20 protein-coding genes and 1 pseudogene are annotated in these 17623 nt (G+C 47.0%); 2 read left to right on the top strand and 19 right to left on the bottom strand.

Features of this window, described 5'->3' with window-relative positions:
* Positions 1-18 precede the first annotated feature (18 nt).
* From flgK to AC0L13_RS04970, 9 genes are all read right to left on the bottom strand, one after another.
* A complete protein-coding gene (flgK, locus tag AC0L13_RS05010; protein ID WP_473644585.1) occupies positions 19-1557 on the bottom strand; it encodes a flagellar hook-associated protein FlgK in 1539 nt (512 codons plus the stop codon).
* A gap of 11 nt (positions 1558-1568) precedes the next feature.
* Positions 1569-2066, bottom strand: a complete 498-nt coding sequence (locus AC0L13_RS05005) for a flagellar protein FlgN (protein WP_473644583.1) — start codon at positions 2064-2066, stop codon at positions 1569-1571.
* A 36-nt stretch (positions 2067-2102) separates the two neighbouring features.
* Positions 2103-2366, bottom strand: coding sequence for a flagellar biosynthesis anti-sigma factor FlgM (gene flgM, locus AC0L13_RS05000; protein ID WP_473644581.1), 264 nt, complete (start codon positions 2364-2366; stop codon positions 2103-2105).
* 278 nt (positions 2367-2644) lie between these two features.
* Positions 2645-3145 (bottom strand): GNAT family N-acetyltransferase, encoded by a 501-nt coding sequence (locus AC0L13_RS04995; protein ID WP_473644579.1) that lies wholly within the window; start codon positions 3143-3145, stop codon positions 2645-2647.
* Entirely contained in the window at positions 3138-3557 is a 420-nt protein-coding gene (locus AC0L13_RS04990) for a TIGR03826 family flagellar region protein (protein ID WP_473644577.1), read from the bottom strand. Before AC0L13_RS04990 ends, AC0L13_RS04995 begins: the two co-directional genes overlap by 8 nt.
* Before the next feature lie 12 nt (positions 3558-3569).
* Positions 3570-4178 carry a ComF family protein gene (locus AC0L13_RS04985; protein WP_473644575.1) on the bottom strand — a complete coding sequence of 203 codons (609 nt, stop codon included), beginning with the start codon at positions 4176-4178 and terminating at the stop codon, positions 3570-3572.
* The gene (locus AC0L13_RS04980; RefSeq protein WP_473644573.1) at positions 4175-5554 is read right to left on the bottom strand and encodes an ATP-dependent helicase ComFA; all 1380 of its coding nucleotides are present in this window, start codon (positions 5552-5554) and stop codon (positions 4175-4177) included. The genes AC0L13_RS04985 and AC0L13_RS04980 overlap by 4 nt, the downstream gene beginning before the upstream one ends.
* Positions 5555-5931: 377 nt before the next feature.
* Positions 5932-6777, bottom strand: coding sequence for a DegV family protein (locus AC0L13_RS04975; protein WP_473644570.1), 846 nt, complete (start codon positions 6775-6777; stop codon positions 5932-5934).
* 63 nt (positions 6778-6840) lie between these two features.
* Entirely contained in the window at positions 6841-8076 is a 1236-nt protein-coding gene (locus AC0L13_RS04970; protein WP_473644568.1) for an EAL and HDOD domain-containing protein, read from the bottom strand.
* Positions 8077-8210: 134 nt separating this feature from the next.
* Between AC0L13_RS04970 and AC0L13_RS04965 the strand changes: the two genes are divergently transcribed.
* Complete coding sequence (locus AC0L13_RS04965; protein WP_473644566.1) at positions 8211-8987, top strand: enoyl-CoA hydratase-related protein; 777 nt, start codon at positions 8211-8213, stop codon at positions 8985-8987.
* Between the two features lie 97 nt (positions 8988-9084).
* Here AC0L13_RS04965 and AC0L13_RS04960 read toward each other — a convergent pair whose 3' ends face one another.
* Positions 9085-9492, bottom strand: a complete 408-nt coding sequence (locus tag AC0L13_RS04960) for a flagellar export chaperone FliS (protein WP_473644564.1) — start codon at positions 9490-9492, stop codon at positions 9085-9087.
* A gap of 115 nt (positions 9493-9607) precedes the next feature.
* Here AC0L13_RS04960 and AC0L13_RS04955 point away from each other — a divergent pair, with 115 nt between their 5' ends.
* Positions 9608-10435, top strand: coding sequence for a flagellin N-terminal helical domain-containing protein (locus AC0L13_RS04955; protein ID WP_473644562.1), 828 nt, complete (start codon positions 9608-9610; stop codon positions 10433-10435).
* 24 nt (positions 10436-10459) lie between these two features.
* On the opposite strand, the gene AC0L13_RS04950 is transcribed toward AC0L13_RS04955, so the two are convergent.
* The 9 genes and pseudogenes from AC0L13_RS04950 to AC0L13_RS04910 form a co-directional block, all read right to left on the bottom strand.
* On the bottom strand, positions 10460-10744 hold the full coding sequence (locus AC0L13_RS04950) for a late competence development ComFB family protein (protein ID WP_473644560.1): 285 nt from the start codon (positions 10742-10744) through the stop codon (positions 10460-10462).
* 295 nt (positions 10745-11039) lie between these two features.
* Positions 11040-11252: a helix-turn-helix domain-containing protein gene (locus AC0L13_RS04945; protein ID WP_440499859.1), complete on the bottom strand. Its 213-nt coding sequence runs from the start codon at positions 11250-11252 to the stop codon at positions 11040-11042.
* A 10-nt stretch (positions 11253-11262) separates the two neighbouring features.
* Positions 11263-11681, bottom strand: a pseudogene (locus AC0L13_RS04940) (DUF2975 domain-containing protein).
* A 294-nt stretch (positions 11682-11975) separates the two neighbouring features.
* Positions 11976-12620 (bottom strand): TetR/AcrR family transcriptional regulator, encoded by a 645-nt coding sequence (locus AC0L13_RS04935; RefSeq protein ID WP_473644557.1) that lies wholly within the window; start codon positions 12618-12620, stop codon positions 11976-11978.
* A 12-nt stretch (positions 12621-12632) separates the two neighbouring features.
* On the bottom strand, positions 12633-13661 hold the full coding sequence (locus AC0L13_RS04930) for an ABC transporter permease (RefSeq protein WP_473644555.1): 1029 nt from the start codon (positions 13659-13661) through the stop codon (positions 12633-12635).
* Entirely contained in the window at positions 13658-14389 is a 732-nt protein-coding gene (locus AC0L13_RS04925; protein WP_473644553.1) for an ABC transporter ATP-binding protein, read from the bottom strand. The genes AC0L13_RS04930 and AC0L13_RS04925 overlap by 4 nt, the downstream gene beginning before the upstream one ends.
* A gap of 132 nt (positions 14390-14521) precedes the next feature.
* Positions 14522-15052 carry an SF0329 family protein gene (locus tag AC0L13_RS04920; protein ID WP_473644551.1) on the bottom strand — a complete coding sequence of 177 codons (531 nt, stop codon included), beginning with the start codon at positions 15050-15052 and terminating at the stop codon, positions 14522-14524.
* Positions 15049-15594: a GNAT family N-acetyltransferase gene (locus AC0L13_RS04915; protein WP_473644549.1), complete on the bottom strand. Its 546-nt coding sequence runs from the start codon at positions 15592-15594 to the stop codon at positions 15049-15051. The genes AC0L13_RS04920 and AC0L13_RS04915 overlap by 4 nt, the downstream gene beginning before the upstream one ends.
* Before the next feature lie 17 nt (positions 15595-15611).
* The gene (locus tag AC0L13_RS04910) at positions 15612-17582 is read right to left on the bottom strand and encodes a S9 family peptidase (protein ID WP_473644547.1); all 1971 of its coding nucleotides are present in this window, start codon (positions 17580-17582) and stop codon (positions 15612-15614) included.
* Positions 17583-17623 lie beyond the last annotated feature (41 nt).

Here is a 17623-nt window from a genome sequence, read left to right as displayed (position 1 = left end):
TTAGTTGTTTCCCCCTTCTTATCGACCGACAACGCCCATGCCGTTGATAATTTTGTCAAGTGTTTCGTCCATGACGGTAATCATGCGGGCAGAAGCGTTGTATGCTTGTTGGAATCTGATCATATCTGTCATTTCTTCATCGAGCGAGACAGAACTGATAGAGTCTCGGCGGTTGGAGACTGCCCCTAGAAGTGTTACCGAGTTTAGAGACATTTTCACCGCTTGTTCGCCTTGAACGCCAAGCTCGCCGATTACGCCTGAGTAATAGGTTTGTATACTAGATCCTTCTAAATCTCCTAGGGGTTTAAAGAGTACGTCCCCTAATTTTTTTGCATTTTCCGCATTTCCAACTTCACCTGCTGCACTTGAAGCATTGATTCTACTAGGATCGTTTTCGATGGCATCGGCCACTTTGATGCCAGATGCTCCAGAGCCTTCAAAGAAATCCTCAACTTTTTCTTTAGTAGGTTGACCTTCAGGTGTAGGAAGCGGTTGCCCAGATGCATGAACTTCATTAAACGCCTTCATAAATGCATCTGCCATTTTATCTAGCTTTGCTAGCATTTCAGGATATAGGCCTTTAATTACACCTGCCCTATCCTCATAACCATAAGAATTCGCCAATGATTTAAGCGATCCTGCTAGCTGCATATCGTTTACATCTAATGTATTTACTTCCGCAGGTCCGCCAGAGATAGTGAATCCCTTCATATCCCCTATAGGATTACCTTCAGAGTCAGTGCCATCTGTTCCTTCTGGTGTCAGTTTTGAGTAACTACTCTTTTGCACTACCGTGATTGGATCACCAGACGTCTTTATCTTGACCGTCACCGTACCTTCAGCTATTTCCAAAGCTCGTCCTCCGGATTTTTCATAGCTGACTTCAATCGGTACATATGTGGACAATTCATCTAACAATTGGTCTCGTGCATCATACAAGTCGTTTGGCATATACCCGTTCGGTTCGACTTCCGAGATTTGTTTATTCAGCGATCCTATTTGTTCTAGAAGGGTATTAATTTTCTTTGTGGAGACACCGATTTCCTTTCCAAGATTCGTTTGGATTTCCGACAAAGATTTATGCATGTAGTTGAATGAATCCGCCACTGCTTTCCCGTTTTGAACGACGACAGCGCGTGCCCCACCATTTTCCGGATTTGCCGCGAGTGTTTGTAGGGACTGCCAGAAGTCGCTTAATGATTGCTGCAGACCGTATGCGGATGGTTCTGCCAGGACGTCTTCCATTTGTGAAATAGCTTTTGATCTTGATTCCCAATAGCCGAGCTTGTTCGATTCTTGTCTGAACTGCTGGTCGACGAATCCATCACGGATACGTTGAATCGAACCTGCTTCAACACCTGTTCCGAGGAAGCCGGGCATTGTCGGTGTATTGAGGCCGACACCAGGGAAGCCGGACGTTGCTTGCATGTTGACGCGTTGGCGGGTGTAGCCAAGAGTGTTGGCGTTGCTGATGTTGTGTCCTGTTGTATAGAGTCCGGATTGTTGTGTGTACAGTCCGCGTTTATTCGTTTCGAGTCCCATGAATGTGGAGCGCATTGTGTTCCTCCTTAGGCTTGTGAGTCGAAGTTTGGTAGTTCCTTCTTCTCTTTTCTGCCGTTGATTTCAGTTTTTGAGTAGGTAGCCGATTCCGGACGCGGGCGGATCATGTCCAGCGACAGATTCACGAATTGAAGGGATTGGTATGTCAGTTTTTGGTTCAAGTCGTTTTGCCATTTCAATTCATGAATCGCATGCAGGAGACGGTCCTTCGCCTCCACAAGTTGGTTCTTTTCCGGTTCGGGTGTTGCTTCGATCAGATTGGCGATTGTCGGGTTCATCGGCACGGGACGTCCTTGTCCCTTCAAGTAGGCGATGACCGCTTTTTGCCTGTCATTGTCCATTTGGACGATGGCAGCAAGATGTGCCTGCTCGTCTTTCATAAGCTGGTCGATGCCACTGATGTCGCCGTTTTTAATGAGCGCAGTTTTTTCGTTTGCAATGCGAAGCAGGCTCTTATGCAGTTTTTCCAAGTTGTCGAGTATGGAAAGGATTGTTTCTATTGACATGGAGACCCCTGCTTTCTCTTATCGTATTTCTTTTGGTTATTTTTTGTAGTACTTAATTAGATTGGAAGCGAGTTTTTCAGCGTCCACTTTGTAGTTCCCTGATTCGATTTCTGCTTTCAACTGCTGCACGCGCTCGTTCCGTTGTGTTGTGATCGGTGATGTTTCGGAGAGCTGCTTCGCTTCGGATGAGATTTCAAGTTTATCCGTTTTGATTTTCGCCTGTTCCTTCGCTTGCTCGGCTTTCAGTTGATTCGTCCGGTAAGGGTTGACGGGAGGGATGTTAATTTTATTGATTTTCATATGTCTCGCTCCTTTCGATGTGTCAATTTGGTCTTACCTCTTATTTCGGCAGATTTGTGACAACGTTTAGGGTCTTTTGAAGGAAAACGAAGTTTGTGCGTTTTGCAGGGGTAGTCCTAGCTTATTGTTTCCTTTAGAAGGAGGAAAAAACCGACTTCTGCAAGTCGGTGTAGAGCGTTTATGCGTGGTTGGGCGGATTTATGCGTATCTCTTGAGTTTTATGCGTACATTTTGAGATTTATGAGTTTTTCTCGGCATTTATGCGTAGTTCTTAGGTTTTATGCGTTTGTAAGCCTAAATTGAATCAACTGGCTGTCTTTCCCCATATATTCTTCGCTACCGATCCTGCTCACTTCCTTGAACCCAAGGTTGTGCAGCATTTTTTGTGAGCGGATATTTGAATCGTTTGTTTCTGCAATAAAATCTGTGATTCCTAGTTTCAAGGATGCGTAGTTCATTAAACTGAACGTCGAATGATATCCGATGCCTTGTCCCCATATCGAAGAGTCACCGATTGCGATGCCTATTTCGGCGGCGTTCCCTTCTATATTCGCCAAGTCGGCATAGCCGATCAGTTTGCCTTCGTATTCAATTCCCATTCTGATGAAATCTTCCGCTTGGATGTTTACACAATGAACCCACCATTGATAAAGCTCCTCTGCATCGCGATTTCTATCCCAGTCGTTTGCGGCACAGAATAGATCGTCCTTGCTCCAGTTGAGGACGGCTTCATAATCGTCGATGCGTAATGGTCGTAATGCTATGGAATCCTTATTCATTTCGGTTTCGATCTGCCAAATATGTGCCAGATTCGCTTTTTTGGACTGCTTCCCTGAATTCTTGAGCGGCTTCGAATTGGCGCAGGCCACTTTTCAGTTCCTCAGTGCAGTTTACGCAAAGTTTGCCTTTTGTCGTGAGCTTGCCGCAGTTGTCGCATGGGTAACCCAAGTTCGGGAATAATGCCGGTTGCAGGCGGCCTTTCCGTACCCATTTATGCAGCAATGTTTCGGTGACGCCTGTCACTTCGACGATCCGCTCGATTGTTGCGGCGCGGTTTTCACGTCTTCTTAGGAAGCGATACACTTCCTCGTACTTTTCTTCTTCGTCGCGCGCGCATTTGGCGCATACTTCGCGTATACCAGTGTAGTTGAAAAAATCGCCGCAAGTTGGGCAATTTCGTAAGTCTGCCATAATAATTTCCTCCTATTTTTCGGCACGGATGAGCGTGACTGCCTCCACTCGACTAGCGCCAGCTTCCTTCAGGACGGTTGCTGCTTGTCGGAGCGTCGTGCCAGTTGTGTAAATGTCATCGACGAGTATGTAGGTCGTATTTTGGATTTCGCTTCCGGGTTTGATTGTGAATAAATTGCGCATGGCAAGCCGCTCTTCTCTCGTTTTCTCTCCCATCACTTCGGTGTTTGTCTTAAGGAGTAGGTCTTCGAATGGAATGCGTGCTTCCTTAAGCATTTCCTCGACGTGAGCGAAAGTTCGCTCGATTTTCTTTTGCGGATGCATTGGGACCGGTACGATAATGGCGTCCTTCCTTGTCAGTTCCGTGCGCATTTCCTCTCCGAATACGCCTGCGAGTGCGACGTCTTGGAGGAATTTGTATTGGTGGAGATATTCGCGCATCGGTTCGTTGTATGTATAGATAGAAGTGACGTGATCGATCGGATCGCCTTCCTCTTTTATGTCGACCCGTTCGAAGCTTTTTGAACAGTTTTCACAAATTAATGATGTCTTTTCAATGGCAAAGAGAGAATGCCAGCTCGGTGTAGAGGCAAGTTTCTGCTCACAAAGGAGGCAATTCATGTGCGGACGCCTCCTTTGTTTAATTTGTCAATTTCCGTCTTCGCTTCGTCCATCGCATATGTGATGCCGTTATGGAACAGGATGAAATCACCGGACGGATAATCTACTGACCGTCCGACCCTGCCGCCAATTTGGATGAGTGCGCCTTTGTCGAAGATTTGTTGCTCAGCACCGACGACCGCCACTTGGACATTCGGGATTGTAATGCCGCGTTCAAGGATTGTTGTCGTTAACAGACCTGGCAGTTCTTTATTCCGCAACGCTTGCACATGCTCTTTCCGGTCCGGAAGCGACGCGTGGACAGAGCGGATGCGCGGATCGATGTGCTGGAATAAAGGCTCTGCTTCCTCCATTAATCCGATATGATGGAAGAAGATGAGGAATGGTTCCTTGTTAGTAAGCCGTTGTTCCGTCCATTGGATAAGTTTTTTCGGAAGGACGCCTTTTCGGATTTGCTTTTCGTAGCTCCATAACGGGATATATGTCGGGACAGGCAATGGATGGCCATGGTAGCGGCGGTTAATGATGGAGACAAAGCCCATCCGTTTGATATCCGACAGGAGCTTATCTGAAGGTGTTGCTGTGACGTAATGGACTGGAAAGCCCGGTTTGACCGCTTTTTGGACAGCCTTTTGCAATGTTGCATCAGCCTTGTATGGGAAAGCGTCCGCTTCGTCGACGAAGACGGCATCAAATGCGTGCCGGAATCTGTATAGCTGATGGGTTGTCGCGAGGACGAGCTGGGAAGCTTCCATTGTCGGCTTGGCACCGCCGTATAACGCTTCGATTTTCGTTTCAGGAAAAGCTGCGCGCAATCTCGGTTCGAGTTCAAGAATGACATCGACGCGAGGCGTCGCGATGCAAACACGTTTTCCTTCGATGAGCAGCTTATGTATAGGTTGGAACAAGATTTCCGTCTTCCCTGATCCGCAAACGGCATAGATGAGATGGGACACTCGTTTGTTTTGGCTTTCAGTCAGTTCGTCGGATGCTTTTTGCTGATGGGGTGTAAGTGTGCCTTGCCAGGCGATTGTGTGGTTCGTCGGGTATTCCGGCTTTTCGCCAATCCAGACGATGAGCTCCGTGCAAGAAGAAACACGCCCCATCTTCAGACATTGTCTGCAATACGTGCACGGTCCTTCACATTTGGCGCAGTGGAATGTCGTGAAACGGGTCGGATCATCGTTTTCACACCGGTTGCAGAAGTGGCGTTTTTGATTCAGAAAAGATGGTTTTGATTCGATGCCTTTGATTGTTTGAATATGACCTGCGTCAATAAGCACATCGATTTCTTCACGTGGAAAAGGGGTGTGCATGCGCAACCAAATCCGGCCGTTCAGAAAATCACGAATCGCCGGATTGAATGGTTTTGTCATGTTCACACCCCCACTTTTGTTAATTTTGTAGTTGTACGCGGCAAGAACTTGGTTAATGATGCGTTGTGCCGCGCAGAATGCTTTTGACCTATTGTTCCTTTAAGTGATTAATAGAGCCCTCCTTGGAATAAAGGAGCCCTTGTAGGATTAATTGAGCCTTTTTCGAAATAAATGAGCCCTGGTGCAATTAATTGAGCCTTCCTCAAAATAAATGAGCCTTTGTACAATTAATTGAGCCCTTATCTGAATCAAGCATTACGCTTTCCGCTTGTCTAGACTCCAGCGGCCAGACGCTCGGGTCATAAGTCAGCCCTGCTGCACGGCAAAAAGCGCCGTTTCGCAGGTCCGCCTTATGCCTGTCGCATCTAGACGGCCGCTTACGCTTTTCGCCGAGTCCATCCAAGCCCCATCGATCCCTCACCCAAATGTGTACCGATGACCGGGCCGAAGTGGCTGATAGTGAAATTGACATCAGGAAGGCGTTCGGATAGTTCCGCTAACCAGATTTCCGCTTCTTCAGGTTGGTTGGCGTGGATGATTGCTGCGTCGAGATGCATTTTTTCAGCGTCTTCTGCGAGCATGTCGGCGATGCGTTTCATCGCTTTTTTGCGTGTGCGGATCTTTTCGAATGGGACGATCACTTTGTCTTGGAAATGAAGGATTGGCTTCACTTGCAATAGGCCGCCGATCAATGCTTGTGCGCCAGACAGTCTGCCGCCACGCTGTAAATGTGCAAGGTCGTCCACCATGAAGTAGGCGCGCGTTGTCATTTTCATTTCCTCGAGCTCCGCCATAATTGCATCAGGAGTAGCACCTTCTTTCGCCCTTTCAGCTGCCCGGATGACGTAAAATCCTTGGACATAGCACGAAATTTCCGAGTCGAACGTGCGGACGTCTAGGCCTTCCACCATTTCTCCTGCTTGGCCGGCACCTGCGTATGTACCGCTTATGCCGCTCGAAAGGTGGATCGAAATGACGGCATCATAGTCCGCTTTCAAAGATTCGAATAGCTCGACGAATTTCCCGACGGGCGGCTGGGATGTTTTCGGCAATGGTCCTTCGCCGCGAACTTTATCATAGAAATCCGCTGACGTCAGATTGACTTCCTCTTCGTAGGCATGTCCGTCAATCGTCACTGTCAGCGGGATGACGTGGATATCGAGCTTGTCCATTATGTATGGTGGCAAATATGCCGTACTATCTGTTACAATTGCTGTTTTCACTTCAAATCAACTCCTGCATAATATTCTACTTGATATGCAGGTGAAATGAAAAGCTTTAAAAGCTCACCTCTCAAGAGTTCGCGCCCACTGGTTCGCTTTATTCGAAAACGCAGCAATCTCCTCTTTCGACACACCGAACTGTTTTCCGATTCTCTCGATCCTTTCCAATTCAAACCGCTCCGTCGCGATGGAAAGTTCCAAGTACGGGCTCAAGTCGGTTTTCTTTCCTTGCAATGTTTCCGCCACATCCTTGGAAAACGGGAACATCGGTATAATATTGTCCCAGCCGCGCTTCATAATGACGTCGAGCAATGAAAAAAGTCCGACGAAGAAATGCTCGTCTCCATTCGGATACCCTGTGCGGACTGCGATGAGTTCACACATTTTTGCACGTGACATCGAATAGGAAACGAGCGCTTTAATGCGGCCGCTCGATGAATGATCACCGATATCTTGCAGCATTAAAATCCGCATCCATTTCCTCAATTCACGCAAGCCGATCAAGACAATCGCCTGCTTGACAGAGCCGACGCTTTTCGGAATATTAAAGTTCATCGTGTTTATAAATCGCAGCAATTTGTACGTCAGTGAGATGTCATGGAGTATGAGATTTGCGATTTCGTCGATGTTCGGGTCCGTTTCATTCAGCCTGTTAATAATTTGCATATGCAAATTGAGGTTCGCAGGAATTTCGACGCCTTTGATAATTTCGGGCTTGGCGAAGAAATACCCTTGGAACAGATCATATCCGCTCTTTTTTGCAATCTGAAACTGCTCTTCAGTTTCGATTTTTTCCGCAAGCATTTGAATATGAGGATATTGTTTAATGAATTTCTCAATCGCACGTCTACCCTTTTCGTCTACGGCGAGAAAATCCACTTTCACATAATCGATCAGCTCAAATAATTCGGTATGTAAGGCGTATTGGTCTTGCATGATAAAGTCGTCGAGCGCAAGTTGAAATCCGTCCTGCTTGATCTCCCTAATTCTTGAGATGAGAGCTGGAGTAATTTCAACGTCCTCTAAAATTTCGATGACGACATATTCCGGCTTCAAGCTTGAAAAAATGTCCTTAATGAGCAGGTCACCGGAGAAATTGATGAATGACTTAGAATCCCCCGAAATCTGATCGACGCCAATTGATAAAAACGTATTGATAAGCAATTGGATTGTTGCCTGCTCAGGATCGATATTCGGGAAGCTGTTTTTTTCACTATTACGGTACAGCAGTTCATACCCATAAATGTGCCCTTCGGTGTCCAAAATAGGCTGTCTTCCTACAAATATATGTGCCTCCATGTTCCCACCTCTCAATGCAATCAGTATACCAAAACTGGTCCTCTTTTACTATTAATTTTCAAACTATTTTAATAGCGGTCGATTGAGAAAAATGATATGTTGGAAGAAAGTTAGAGGAAATGGGAGGTTTCACAATGGAAACACTACTATTTGAACAAGTGGGGCACGTCGCGAAGGTGACGTTGCACCGTCCGGAAGCGATGAATGCGTTCAATTACAATATGCTGTCAGAACTAGGACAAGTGATCGAGTCGATTCGCATCAATCCCGATATCAGGGCTGTCATCTTTACGGGCTCTGGGGACCGTGCATTCAGTGTGGGGGCTGATTTGAAGGAGCGAAGGCTGCTGACGGATTCGCAAGTGAAACGGAATATTTACAAGATCGGCGAAGTGTTTACCATGGTGGGAAATTTGCCGCAGCCGACGATTGCAATGTTAAACGGGTATGCGTTCGGCGGCGGAATGGAGCTTGCTTTAGCTTGTGATTTCAGGTTCGCGGCGGATTCGGCAGTAATGGGACTGACGGAAACGGGGCTCGCAATCATTCCAGGAGCTGGCGGGACACAGCGGCTGCCAAGATTGATCGGAGAGGCGAAAGCGATGGAGCTTATTTTGACGGCGAGGCGGCTGAAAGCGGATGATGCGCTTGTATACGGCATGTTGACGGGTGTCGCTCCGGCGGATATTTTACTCGAAACGGTAGACCAGTTTACAGAGGGGCTGCTCGCGAATGGACCGATTGCGTTGCAGCAAGCGAAATTCGCGATTAAGCATGGAATGAACACCGATTTGCAGACGGGGCTTGCGATCGAGCGGAAAGCGTATGAAATTACTATCCCGACGGAAGATCGGTTGGAGGCGTTAGCGGCTTTTGCGGAGAAGCGGAAACCGGAATTTAAAGGGAAATGATGATGGGATATCCCGGGGTAGCGAGTGTTCTCGTTTACTTCCGGGATTTTCTTATTTATGTGGAATGAGTTCTCGTTATATACCAAAAAGTTACCGTTCAAAGGCGGTCTGTCGTGAAATTCCTGCGGCGCGTTACTTGTTTGGCGACTTGCCATGACGCGATTAACTGAACAGTCATTTCCTCGACGTGGTCGAGCAGACTATCCGTTTTGGTCATATGCGTTTGGACGAGGCATTGGTTCATGTGAAGGTAAATGGACATAAGCCGGTCGCTTCGTTCGGCTTCGTGGTCAGTTGTTGTCATGAGCTCGAATAAGAAGTCTTGTGCTTTTTGCAATGTACGGTCGCGTTCGTCGGCATCTCCTGCCCCGATCGCTTGCTTGCATTGCTGAACGTTTTTTTGTAGTTCGTTGAGCAGGAGGAGGACGTATTCCATCATCGATAATGTGGAGGCGCTCGCTTCTTTGTAGATTTGGATTGCTTTTTCGATGTCTACGGTTGTCAATGTCGGTGCCTCCTGTCGCTTTTTCTTTTTGTATCGGCTTTTTTCTGTTCATTTCAATCGTTTTCGTCCGATATATAAATGGAGATCGTGCAGAAGTTTGAATTGGGGTGATGGAATGCGTGTTATGAGCGGTGAGCAAATTGCGGTGTCGGCGAATCGGTCGATGCGGAATGCAGGTCAGATTGAGAAGAGTTTGATGAAGCTCGGATCCGGCGTGAAGATTGCGAAAGGCAGTGATAACGCTTCGGGTCTGTCGATTTCAGAGACGATGCGTGCGCAGATTCGTGGGATTTCTCGGGCGCAGAGCAATATGCAAGACGGGCTGTCCCTTCTTGAGGCTTCGAATGAAGGGCTGAATAATGTGAATGGCCTGTTGCAGCGGGCGCGTGAGCTTGCGGTAATGAGTTCGAATGATACGCTTACGGTGAATGACCGGGCGGCGAGTCAAGTGGAGCTTGAGAATTTGCTTGGCGCTGTCGATGATACGGCTTCGAAGCTGGAGTTCAATACGAAGAAGATATTGGGCCAAGAAGGTTCGTTGACGTTGCAAGTCGGGGCGAATCCGGGGCAGCAAATGCAAATAACGCTTGTGGATGTCAGTGCTGAAGCTTTGGGGCTTCGCCAGGATAACGGCAAGTATGTATCGTTAGAATTGCGCGATTTAGCGAATGAGCTCATTACGAAAATCGATGATGCAATCAAGACAGTTTCCAGCCATTTGACACGGATTGGTTCGAATATGGAGGCGGTCGAGCATCATTTGACGAATGCGTTGACGTTCGAAAATAATTTGACGAAGTCGCTTTCGTTGCTTGAGGATACAGATATGGCGAAGGAAATGATGAATTTCGTGAATTTGGATATCCGCCAACAAGGGGACCATCTGCTTGTGAAACAGGTGAATCAGAATATCCATAGTGTGATGTCGTTGTTTTCGAAGTGAGTAGGCGTTGGGATTTCTCCCTGCCTACTCTTTTTTTGCGTTTTCGCAACGCGGGTTCGCAGAGACGATGCGTGCCGCTTTCACGACGGTGGAGAGGATATTCGTTGCGCCTTGCCGGTCTGCGACGTGGGCAGCGCGTATGAATGGGCTTAATTCACTGTTGACGATATAGCGCGGTTTCAGTTCGTTAAGTGCGATTGCCATTATGTCGTCTTTGCATCTGTCGCAACTACACGAAAGATGTAGTTCTTTTTCGTATTGCTGCAATACGGCTTGGACGACTTCTTCCATTACGTTGTATACTGGCATGTTTCGTAACCCCCTAGTATGGAGCTTCCTATTTATCGTAACATCTAAAGGAAAATTAAGGAACTGTAGGAAAGTTGTATTATTAACGAAGGACTTTATGTCTATCCGGGAGGTTTTATGCGTGATTCCGGGCAGTTATGCGTGAAGTAGTGGATTTATGCGGTTTTGGAAGGAGTTATGCGTACTTACGAGGGATTATGCGGTTTTGGAGGAATATATGAGCGGTTCGTTAAAAGATCCTCTTTTCATTACAAAAAAGTCGAATTCCTAATGGATAGGAACCGACTTTTTGTTATTACTCTTCATCATTTTGGTATTCCAAAATATCGCCAGGCTGACAGTCCAAAGCTTTGCATATCGCTTCTAACGTTGAAAATCGGATCGCTTTTGCCTTTCCATTTTTCAATATCGATAAGTTCGCCATTGTAATTCCGACTTTCTCTGTTAGTTCTGTTACGCTCATTTTCCTTTTTGCTAGCATCACGTCAATGTTTATTATAATCGCCATTGGTTTCACCTCAGACCGTTAAATCATTTTCTGATTTTATATGAATAGCTTCTTGCAGCAATCTTTGCAGGACAGCAGCGAAGACCGCGATCACGAGCGAAGCGAAAACTGGAACCATTCCGAAGATGATGAGACCTGGCGCATCGTCATGGCACAGAATTTGATTTTCTGCAGAGCTTTTACGGATAGCTCGGAAAATGCTTCGTTCTTGTCGATATAACTTAACAGTTTAAATGCCTGATACAATGCAGTGAAAAACGGTATGACAGACACATACATGCCTATCGCAATTGGATAGAGGATGTAGGCATACTCCGGATTGAATGGATTATTAATTAATGAATAGATCCCGTATATACATAATGCAAGCACCGGCATCCCGATAAGAAACACTGCCATCTTTAAAAATAATGTTGATCCTCGTTTCATAAAAAGCACCTCGCATCTTTATAATGATTTGATTATAACTTGTTATTTATCGATAATCAATAAATAATTATCGATTATGGTTAAAATAATATTGAATAGGGATGTTAAGAGATAAGTTTTATGCGCATTTGAAATGATTTATGCGTGATTCACGGGATTTATGCGTTTCTAGGAGGATTTATGAGCGTATGCGGGAAGTTATGCGTGATTGGAGCGATTTATGCGCGGTTCAGAGGATTTATGCGTGAATCGGATTGATTCCAACAAAAAAAGAAGGTGCGGGACCTTCTTTTCTCATTCGTCGGGAGTTAGACCTTTTTTGAGGAAGTGGATCATTTGATTGATCTCCTCTTCGTCATCCCATTTTACGCCGACGACGTATTTGGCGGCGAAGTAGCCCATAATTGTCGAGGCTGCGAGGCGGACGACGGTTGTTGCGGGCAATTTGACAATCTGGCCTTTTGATTGGTAATGCTCGATGATCTGGATAAAGCGTTTGACGACCCTTTTTCCAATATGTTCGATGAATTGATCGCGCAGTTCGGAATGGAACGGGATTTCCTGGAGAAAGATCTGGACGACTTTCAAGTTTTTCTCGAGGAATTCCTGGCGGTTTTTAATCATCGCTCGGACAAAGTCTTCGAAGTGCTCGAATTCTTTGTCGAGCACTTTGTTCAAGTCTTTAATGATGATTGGACCGAGCATTTTCACCATCATCGGTGTGACGATGGAAAGAAGCAGGTCCTTTTTCGTCTTGTAATGGCGAAAGATCGTGCCTTCCGCAACGCCCGCTTTTTTGGCGATTTCATTCGTCGATGTGGCGGCGAAACCTTTTTCCGCGAACATTTCTGTCGCTGCAACGAGGATTTTTCTTTGTTTATCTGTCAGGCTGTCGTCTTCCTGCAGCATTTCCTCAAGCAGTTGGTTTTCGTCTGTCATGACGGCCTCCTCTTACATTTTGCGATATTTGCGTAGCACGGCGATGTTAATTGCAATGAACAGCAGGCAGAATCCTGCAAGTATGAGCACGTTTGTTAAAATGTCACCGAATCCGGCACCTCTTACCATGACGTCGCGCAACGCTTCGGCAGCATAATAAAGAGGCGTCAAATAGCTGATCCAGCTAAGCCACTCGGCGATTGTCTCCAAATTGAACAGGCCGGAAAAGAATACTTGCGGCACGACGACAATCGGGATGAATTGCATCATTTGCAGCTCGTTATGCGCAAATGAGGAAAGCAAGATGCCGAGCGTCAATGCGGTCATCGCAAGGATGAGGATGATCAGGAGCACGTAGAAGAAGGCTCCTTCCATAACCATGCCAAGCACATAAATTGCGTACGCTGTTATAATTGTAGACTGGATTGTTGTGAAAAGTCCAAAGCCAATGACGTAACCGGCGACGATTTCCCATTTGCGAAGCGGGCTAGCAAGAAGTCGCTCGAGTGTGCCCGTTGTCCGTTCGCGTAGGAATGATACGCCCGCGATGAGAAAGACGAAAAAGAACACGAAAAATCCGAGCAGCACTGGACCGAAATAATCGAATTGCCCCATATCGCTGGAGCCGTGTAAGTAGTCAACATCCAATTCCGGAATATCGACTGCTTGCGGATGCTTCGGCAATGCGCTTTGCAGCCATTTCATCGTAGCGCCTGTGACACTAGGATCGCTTCCCTCCAGAACGATGGACGGTTTATTGTCTTCGATTTTCAAATAGCCGTCGATTTCCTGAGCGGCTAGTCGTTCCTTTGCTTCCGCCTCCGTTTCGAAGGTCGTCACTTGCGCCCCTTCTGTGTTGATTTGATCAACGAGCATTTCCGTTACGTCGACCAATCCGATTTTCGGTGTGTAATCGTCACCGTTAAAGACGAAATAGAGCATCGTCAGCACGAGGATCGGCGCAAAGATGAGCAGCCCAATTGTCCGTTTGTCCCTGACAAGTTGACGGAGAATCCGTTTTACTAATGCCATCACTCTCATCGTTCCCCACCTCCGAAGACGAGGAATGCTTCCTCGATTGTTGCGGAAGACGTTTGCTTTTTCAACTCTGCCGGCGTGCCGACTGCTATGAGTTTTCCGTCGCGAATTAAACCGAGTCGATCGCATTTATCTGCTTCATCCATGACATGTGTCGTAACGATAAGCGTTTTCCCTTGCGCTTTCAAATCAGTGAAAGCGTTCCAAATGCTTTTCCGTAGGACCGGGTCGATTCCGACAGTCGGCTCGTCGAGGATTAGCAATTCCGGTTCATGGAGTAGTGCAATCGCGAGGGAAAGGCGTCTTTTCATTCCCCCGGAGTAGTTCGAAACGAGTTTTGTAACGTCGCCCGAAAGCTGGACGAGCTCCATCACTTCTTTGACGCGCTGCGCTTGTTTCTGCCCTTTCAATCCGTACAGTTCCGAGAAGAATTGAAGATTTTCCTTCGCTGACAATTCCTCGTATAAAGCGTCCGATTGCGCCATATATCCAATTCGTTTAATGAGATTCAGAGAAGGCATCTTCTCGTGGAATAAATGATTCTCCCCTTCCGTCGGTTCGTCGAGTCCCGCCAGCTCTTTCACTAACGTCGTCTTCCCAGCTCCGGATGGTCCAAGCAAGCCGAAGATTTCTCCTTCGTAGATGTCAAGATTGATGTCTTGAAGGACTTGATGCTTGCCAAAGCTTTTGGAGACGTGGCGGATGGAGACACATACTTCGCTTTCTTTCATCGATGGTCACCTCTTTTTAATAGTGAGTGATTACTCACTCCATTGTATTCTACGAGATTCGGTTTGTAAAGTGAGTAATCACTCATTAATTTTTTTAAAAAAAGAGAGGCGAATTTCCGCCTCTCTTCATTGTTATAGTTCATTGCGAAGCGCATAACTCCGCTTCACTAGTTCATCTTCATTATGAATCTCAATCTTTTTCCATCTTCTCTTCCCTAGCCGCCGGTCGAGTAAGGAAATTGCCCGAATGAAGGGGTGCTCATGGGTCAGCGCTTCTTCGAATGGCATTTGAATGTAGTCGAACAGAAGCCGGATAATTTCCCATGACGGGTATACGCCACGCTCTTTCATTTCCGTCTCAGCATCGTCGTATGCCGCATGCAGCAGCTTCCGTTCATTCGACTCCCACATCTTTCGCCAGTCGGAGTCCCATTGTAATGGGTCGATCTCTCTTTCCTCGGTCAATTCCTGTCCGCGGGTGTTGACGGCAATATTGAAGGGAATATCGGAGGCCCGGTAGATTTCCGTACCATCCAATGTCATCCGGAATGTTCCCGGCTGATCATGGCTTTTCCGATGAATGATCCAATGGTATTGGATTCGCCCTTGAAGAGATTCGCATAGAAATCCTTCCGCCAATTGCTTTAGCTTCGACCATCTCATTTCGCCTTATGCGCTTCCCATTCCTCCCGCAGCATGCCCATCCGAACCGAGTCGTAGTAGACGCCGTTCCAATAGCGGACTTTGCGGATGCGCGCTTCCATCGTCATGCCGAGCTTTTCGGCGACGCGGATCATACGCATGTTGCCGGACCAAGTTGTGAGGCCGACGCGGACGAGCGGCATTTCGTTGAATAAATGATCGATCCACATCGTGAGCGCTTTCGTTCCGTAGCCGCCGCTCCAATATTTCGGCTCATAGATAAGGATGCCCATCTCAAGCCAGAGGGACGGCTCGTGCTCCCAATAGTAGCTCACCATTCCGATAAGCTCGCCGTCCACTTCGATGCCCCAATAATCGCCTTGCCCGATGATTTGGTCTTTCCGTTCAAGAAACGCTTCGTAAGGTATCGATACATGCGGGTAATACGGAGCGTCCCATTTCTTCCATTCAGGATTTTCCTCTTTGAAACTCAATTCCCACATGCGATACAAATCTTCATCTTTAATCGGGCGAATTGTTACGCCTTCTACTGTATAAGTCAAAAAAACTCCTCCGGTTCTTATAAATACTTATCGAACCAGCCCGTAATCTCGTTCAAACGTTCAATTCGCAGATTCGGTGCGCCGGTCCGCGATAAGTTGTGGTCTGCATCTGGGAAGCGAACGAATTCCGTCTCTTTCCCCATGCTCTTTAATGTAATATATAGTTGTTCCGCCTGTTCGATTGGGCAGCGGAAATCTTTTTCCGAATGAAGGATCAACAGCGGCGTCCCCACGTTTTCCGCGTATTTTAGCGGGGAATGCTTCCAGAGCGTTTCGACGTCTTTCATGTCTGCGGCAATTTGCCAGTCGCTGAAATAATAGCCGATGTCGGATACACCGAAGAAGCTAATCCAGTTGCAGATCGAGCGCTGTGTGACAGCCGCTTTGAAACGGTTCGTATGGCCAACGATCCAGTTCGTCATGAAGCCGCCATAGCTGCCTCCCGTAACGCCGAGACGATTTTCGTCAATCCACTCATTTTCCGCTAACACATAGTCGACAGATGCCATGATGTCCTCATAATCGCCTCCGCCGTAATCGCCACGGACGGCATCGACGAATTCCTGGCTGTAGCCATGGCTGCCGCGCGGATTGATATAAAGCACGCCGTATCCTTTTGCTGCAAGCAGCTGCATTTCATGGAAGAACGTGTTGCCGAACATGGCGTGCGGTCCGCCGTGGATGTCGACGATAAGCGGATATTTCTCCCCGTCTTTGAAGTTCGCCGGTTTCATGAGCCAACCGTGTACATCCCAATCTTTTGGCCCTTTAAAGACGATTGCTTCCGGTTCCACAAGTTGAACTTCCTGCAAATAGTCTTTATTGAATGAAGTGACGGCTTCTCTTTCGCCCGTCGCGATTGTCAATTGATAAATTTCTCCTGGATTCACTGCAGAGCTTACCGCAAGCAATGCGAAATCGCCTTCCCGATTCACATCATAGCCATAAACATGCTCGTTTTCCTGAGACGCCGGGTACAATTCCCCTTCAAGCGTTGCAAAATAAAGGCGCACGTCGCCCATCGACGAAAGCTGGAAGTACAAATCATTGTCCTTCGTCCAGACGGCAGCTGGCGCGCTCGCCCCTTGCTGATGATCCGCAACAGTATAGTCGCCAACTGGAGCATCGACGCTTTCCGTAATGTTGATCGTATTGCCGCGCCTCGTATCGTACACATACAAATTCCCGTGTGTCGCATTTTGGAACGCGCGGTCCGAGCCGACGAACGCTATATAGTTGTCATCGAATGAGAAGTTTGCGCCGCCATAATAACCTTCCTCATCGATGATGACTGTCTCTTCCTTCGAATCGACTTCGACCAAATAGAGCGGCTGACGGAATTCAAAGTCCAAATTCTCGTTCCGGTTTACGCCGATGACAATTTGCTTTCCGTCATTCGAAACAGCTTGCAATGTATGCTGGTGATTGCCTTCCGTAAATTGCGTCACTTCCTCAGTCTCGATATCAATGACACCAATTTGTTTGAATGAATCCTGAGGCAATAAGCCGACACCGTCCATTTTATACTTCATTTTTGTCACGCGAACGGGTTCCGGTTTCTTCTTTTCATCCTTCTCTTCTTTGTCCGTGAACGTTTTGCCTTCTTTCACTGAAGCATCGAACCAGATTTTCGTTCCGCATGGAGACCATTCGAAGCCGGAAACACCTTTTTCGAATGATGTTAGCTTCTTCGCTTCGCCTCCGCGGGCGGAAAGGATGTATAGCTGATTTTTATCGTCGCGATTTGACAAAAAAGCGATCTGCTTGCCGTCCGCTGACCATTTTGGCGAGCTGACACGGTGGTTTCCGTATGTCCATTGTGTCGTTTCTTTCGTCTCGAGGTCGATATGATACAGGTTGGAAATATATTTGTTTTCTTCTTCGTCGATATGCGTTTTGATGAATAGCGCTTCTTTTCCGTCAGGTGAAAGCTGCGGGTTCGTGACGGATTGCAGTTTGAATAAATCTTCTGTTTGTAAGTTTCTCATGGGAATTCCCCCTTTTCTTTTCTATTCTACATATTTCGACA

The organism is Sporosarcina sp. QA0331 (assembly GCF_055808055.1).
The sequence above is the reverse complement of the archived record's forward strand: the minus strand, read 5'-3'. Positions and strand labels throughout refer to the sequence as shown.

What these genes read in the sequence shown, in the direction of transcription:
- AC0L13_RS04965 (WP_473644566.1), top strand. Translation starts at nt 8,211, where the DNA reads ATGGAAACACTACTATTTGAACAAGTGGGGCACGTCGCGAAGGTGACG.
- AC0L13_RS04970 (WP_473644568.1), bottom strand. Translation starts at nt 8,076, where the DNA reads ATGGAGGCACATATATTTGTAGGAAGACAGCCTATTTTGGACACCGAA.
- AC0L13_RS04920 (WP_473644551.1), bottom strand. Translation starts at nt 15,052, where the DNA reads ATGAGATGGTCGAAGCTAAAGCAATTGGCGGAAGGATTTCTATGCGAA.
- AC0L13_RS04925 (WP_473644553.1), bottom strand. Translation starts at nt 14,389, where the DNA reads ATGAAAGAAAGCGAAGTATGTGTCTCCATCCGCCACGTCTCCAAAAGC.
- AC0L13_RS04945 (WP_440499859.1), bottom strand. Translation starts at nt 11,252, where the DNA reads ATGGCGATTATAATAAACATTGACGTGATGCTAGCAAAAAGGAAAATG.
- AC0L13_RS05005 (WP_473644583.1), bottom strand. Translation starts at nt 2,066, where the DNA reads ATGTCAATAGAAACAATCCTTTCCATACTCGACAACTTGGAAAAACTG.
- AC0L13_RS04910 (WP_473644547.1), bottom strand. Translation starts at nt 17,582, where the DNA reads ATGAGAAACTTACAAACAGAAGATTTATTCAAACTGCAATCCGTCACG.
- AC0L13_RS04950 (WP_473644560.1), bottom strand. Translation starts at nt 10,744, where the DNA reads ATGCCAGTATACAACGTAATGGAAGAAGTCGTCCAAGCCGTATTGCAG.
- flgM (WP_473644581.1), bottom strand. Translation starts at nt 2,366, where the DNA reads ATGAAAATCAATAAAATTAACATCCCTCCCGTCAACCCTTACCGGACG.
- AC0L13_RS04935 (WP_473644557.1), bottom strand. Translation starts at nt 12,620, where the DNA reads ATGACAGACGAAAACCAACTGCTTGAGGAAATGCTGCAGGAAGACGAC.
- AC0L13_RS04995 (WP_473644579.1), bottom strand. Translation starts at nt 3,145, where the DNA reads ATGAATAAGGATTCCATAGCATTACGACCATTACGCATCGACGATTAT.
- AC0L13_RS04955 (WP_473644562.1), top strand. Translation starts at nt 9,608, where the DNA reads ATGCGTGTTATGAGCGGTGAGCAAATTGCGGTGTCGGCGAATCGGTCG.
- flgK (WP_473644585.1), bottom strand. Translation starts at nt 1,557, where the DNA reads ATGCGCTCCACATTCATGGGACTCGAAACGAATAAACGCGGACTGTAC.
- AC0L13_RS04930 (WP_473644555.1), bottom strand. Translation starts at nt 13,661, where the DNA reads ATGAGAGTGATGGCATTAGTAAAACGGATTCTCCGTCAACTTGTCAGG.
- AC0L13_RS04980 (WP_473644573.1), bottom strand. Translation starts at nt 5,554, where the DNA reads ATGACAAAACCATTCAATCCGGCGATTCGTGATTTTCTGAACGGCCGG.
- AC0L13_RS04985 (WP_473644575.1), bottom strand. Translation starts at nt 4,178, where the DNA reads ATGAATTGCCTCCTTTGTGAGCAGAAACTTGCCTCTACACCGAGCTGG.
- AC0L13_RS04990 (WP_473644577.1), bottom strand. Translation starts at nt 3,557, where the DNA reads ATGGCAGACTTACGAAATTGCCCAACTTGCGGCGATTTTTTCAACTAC.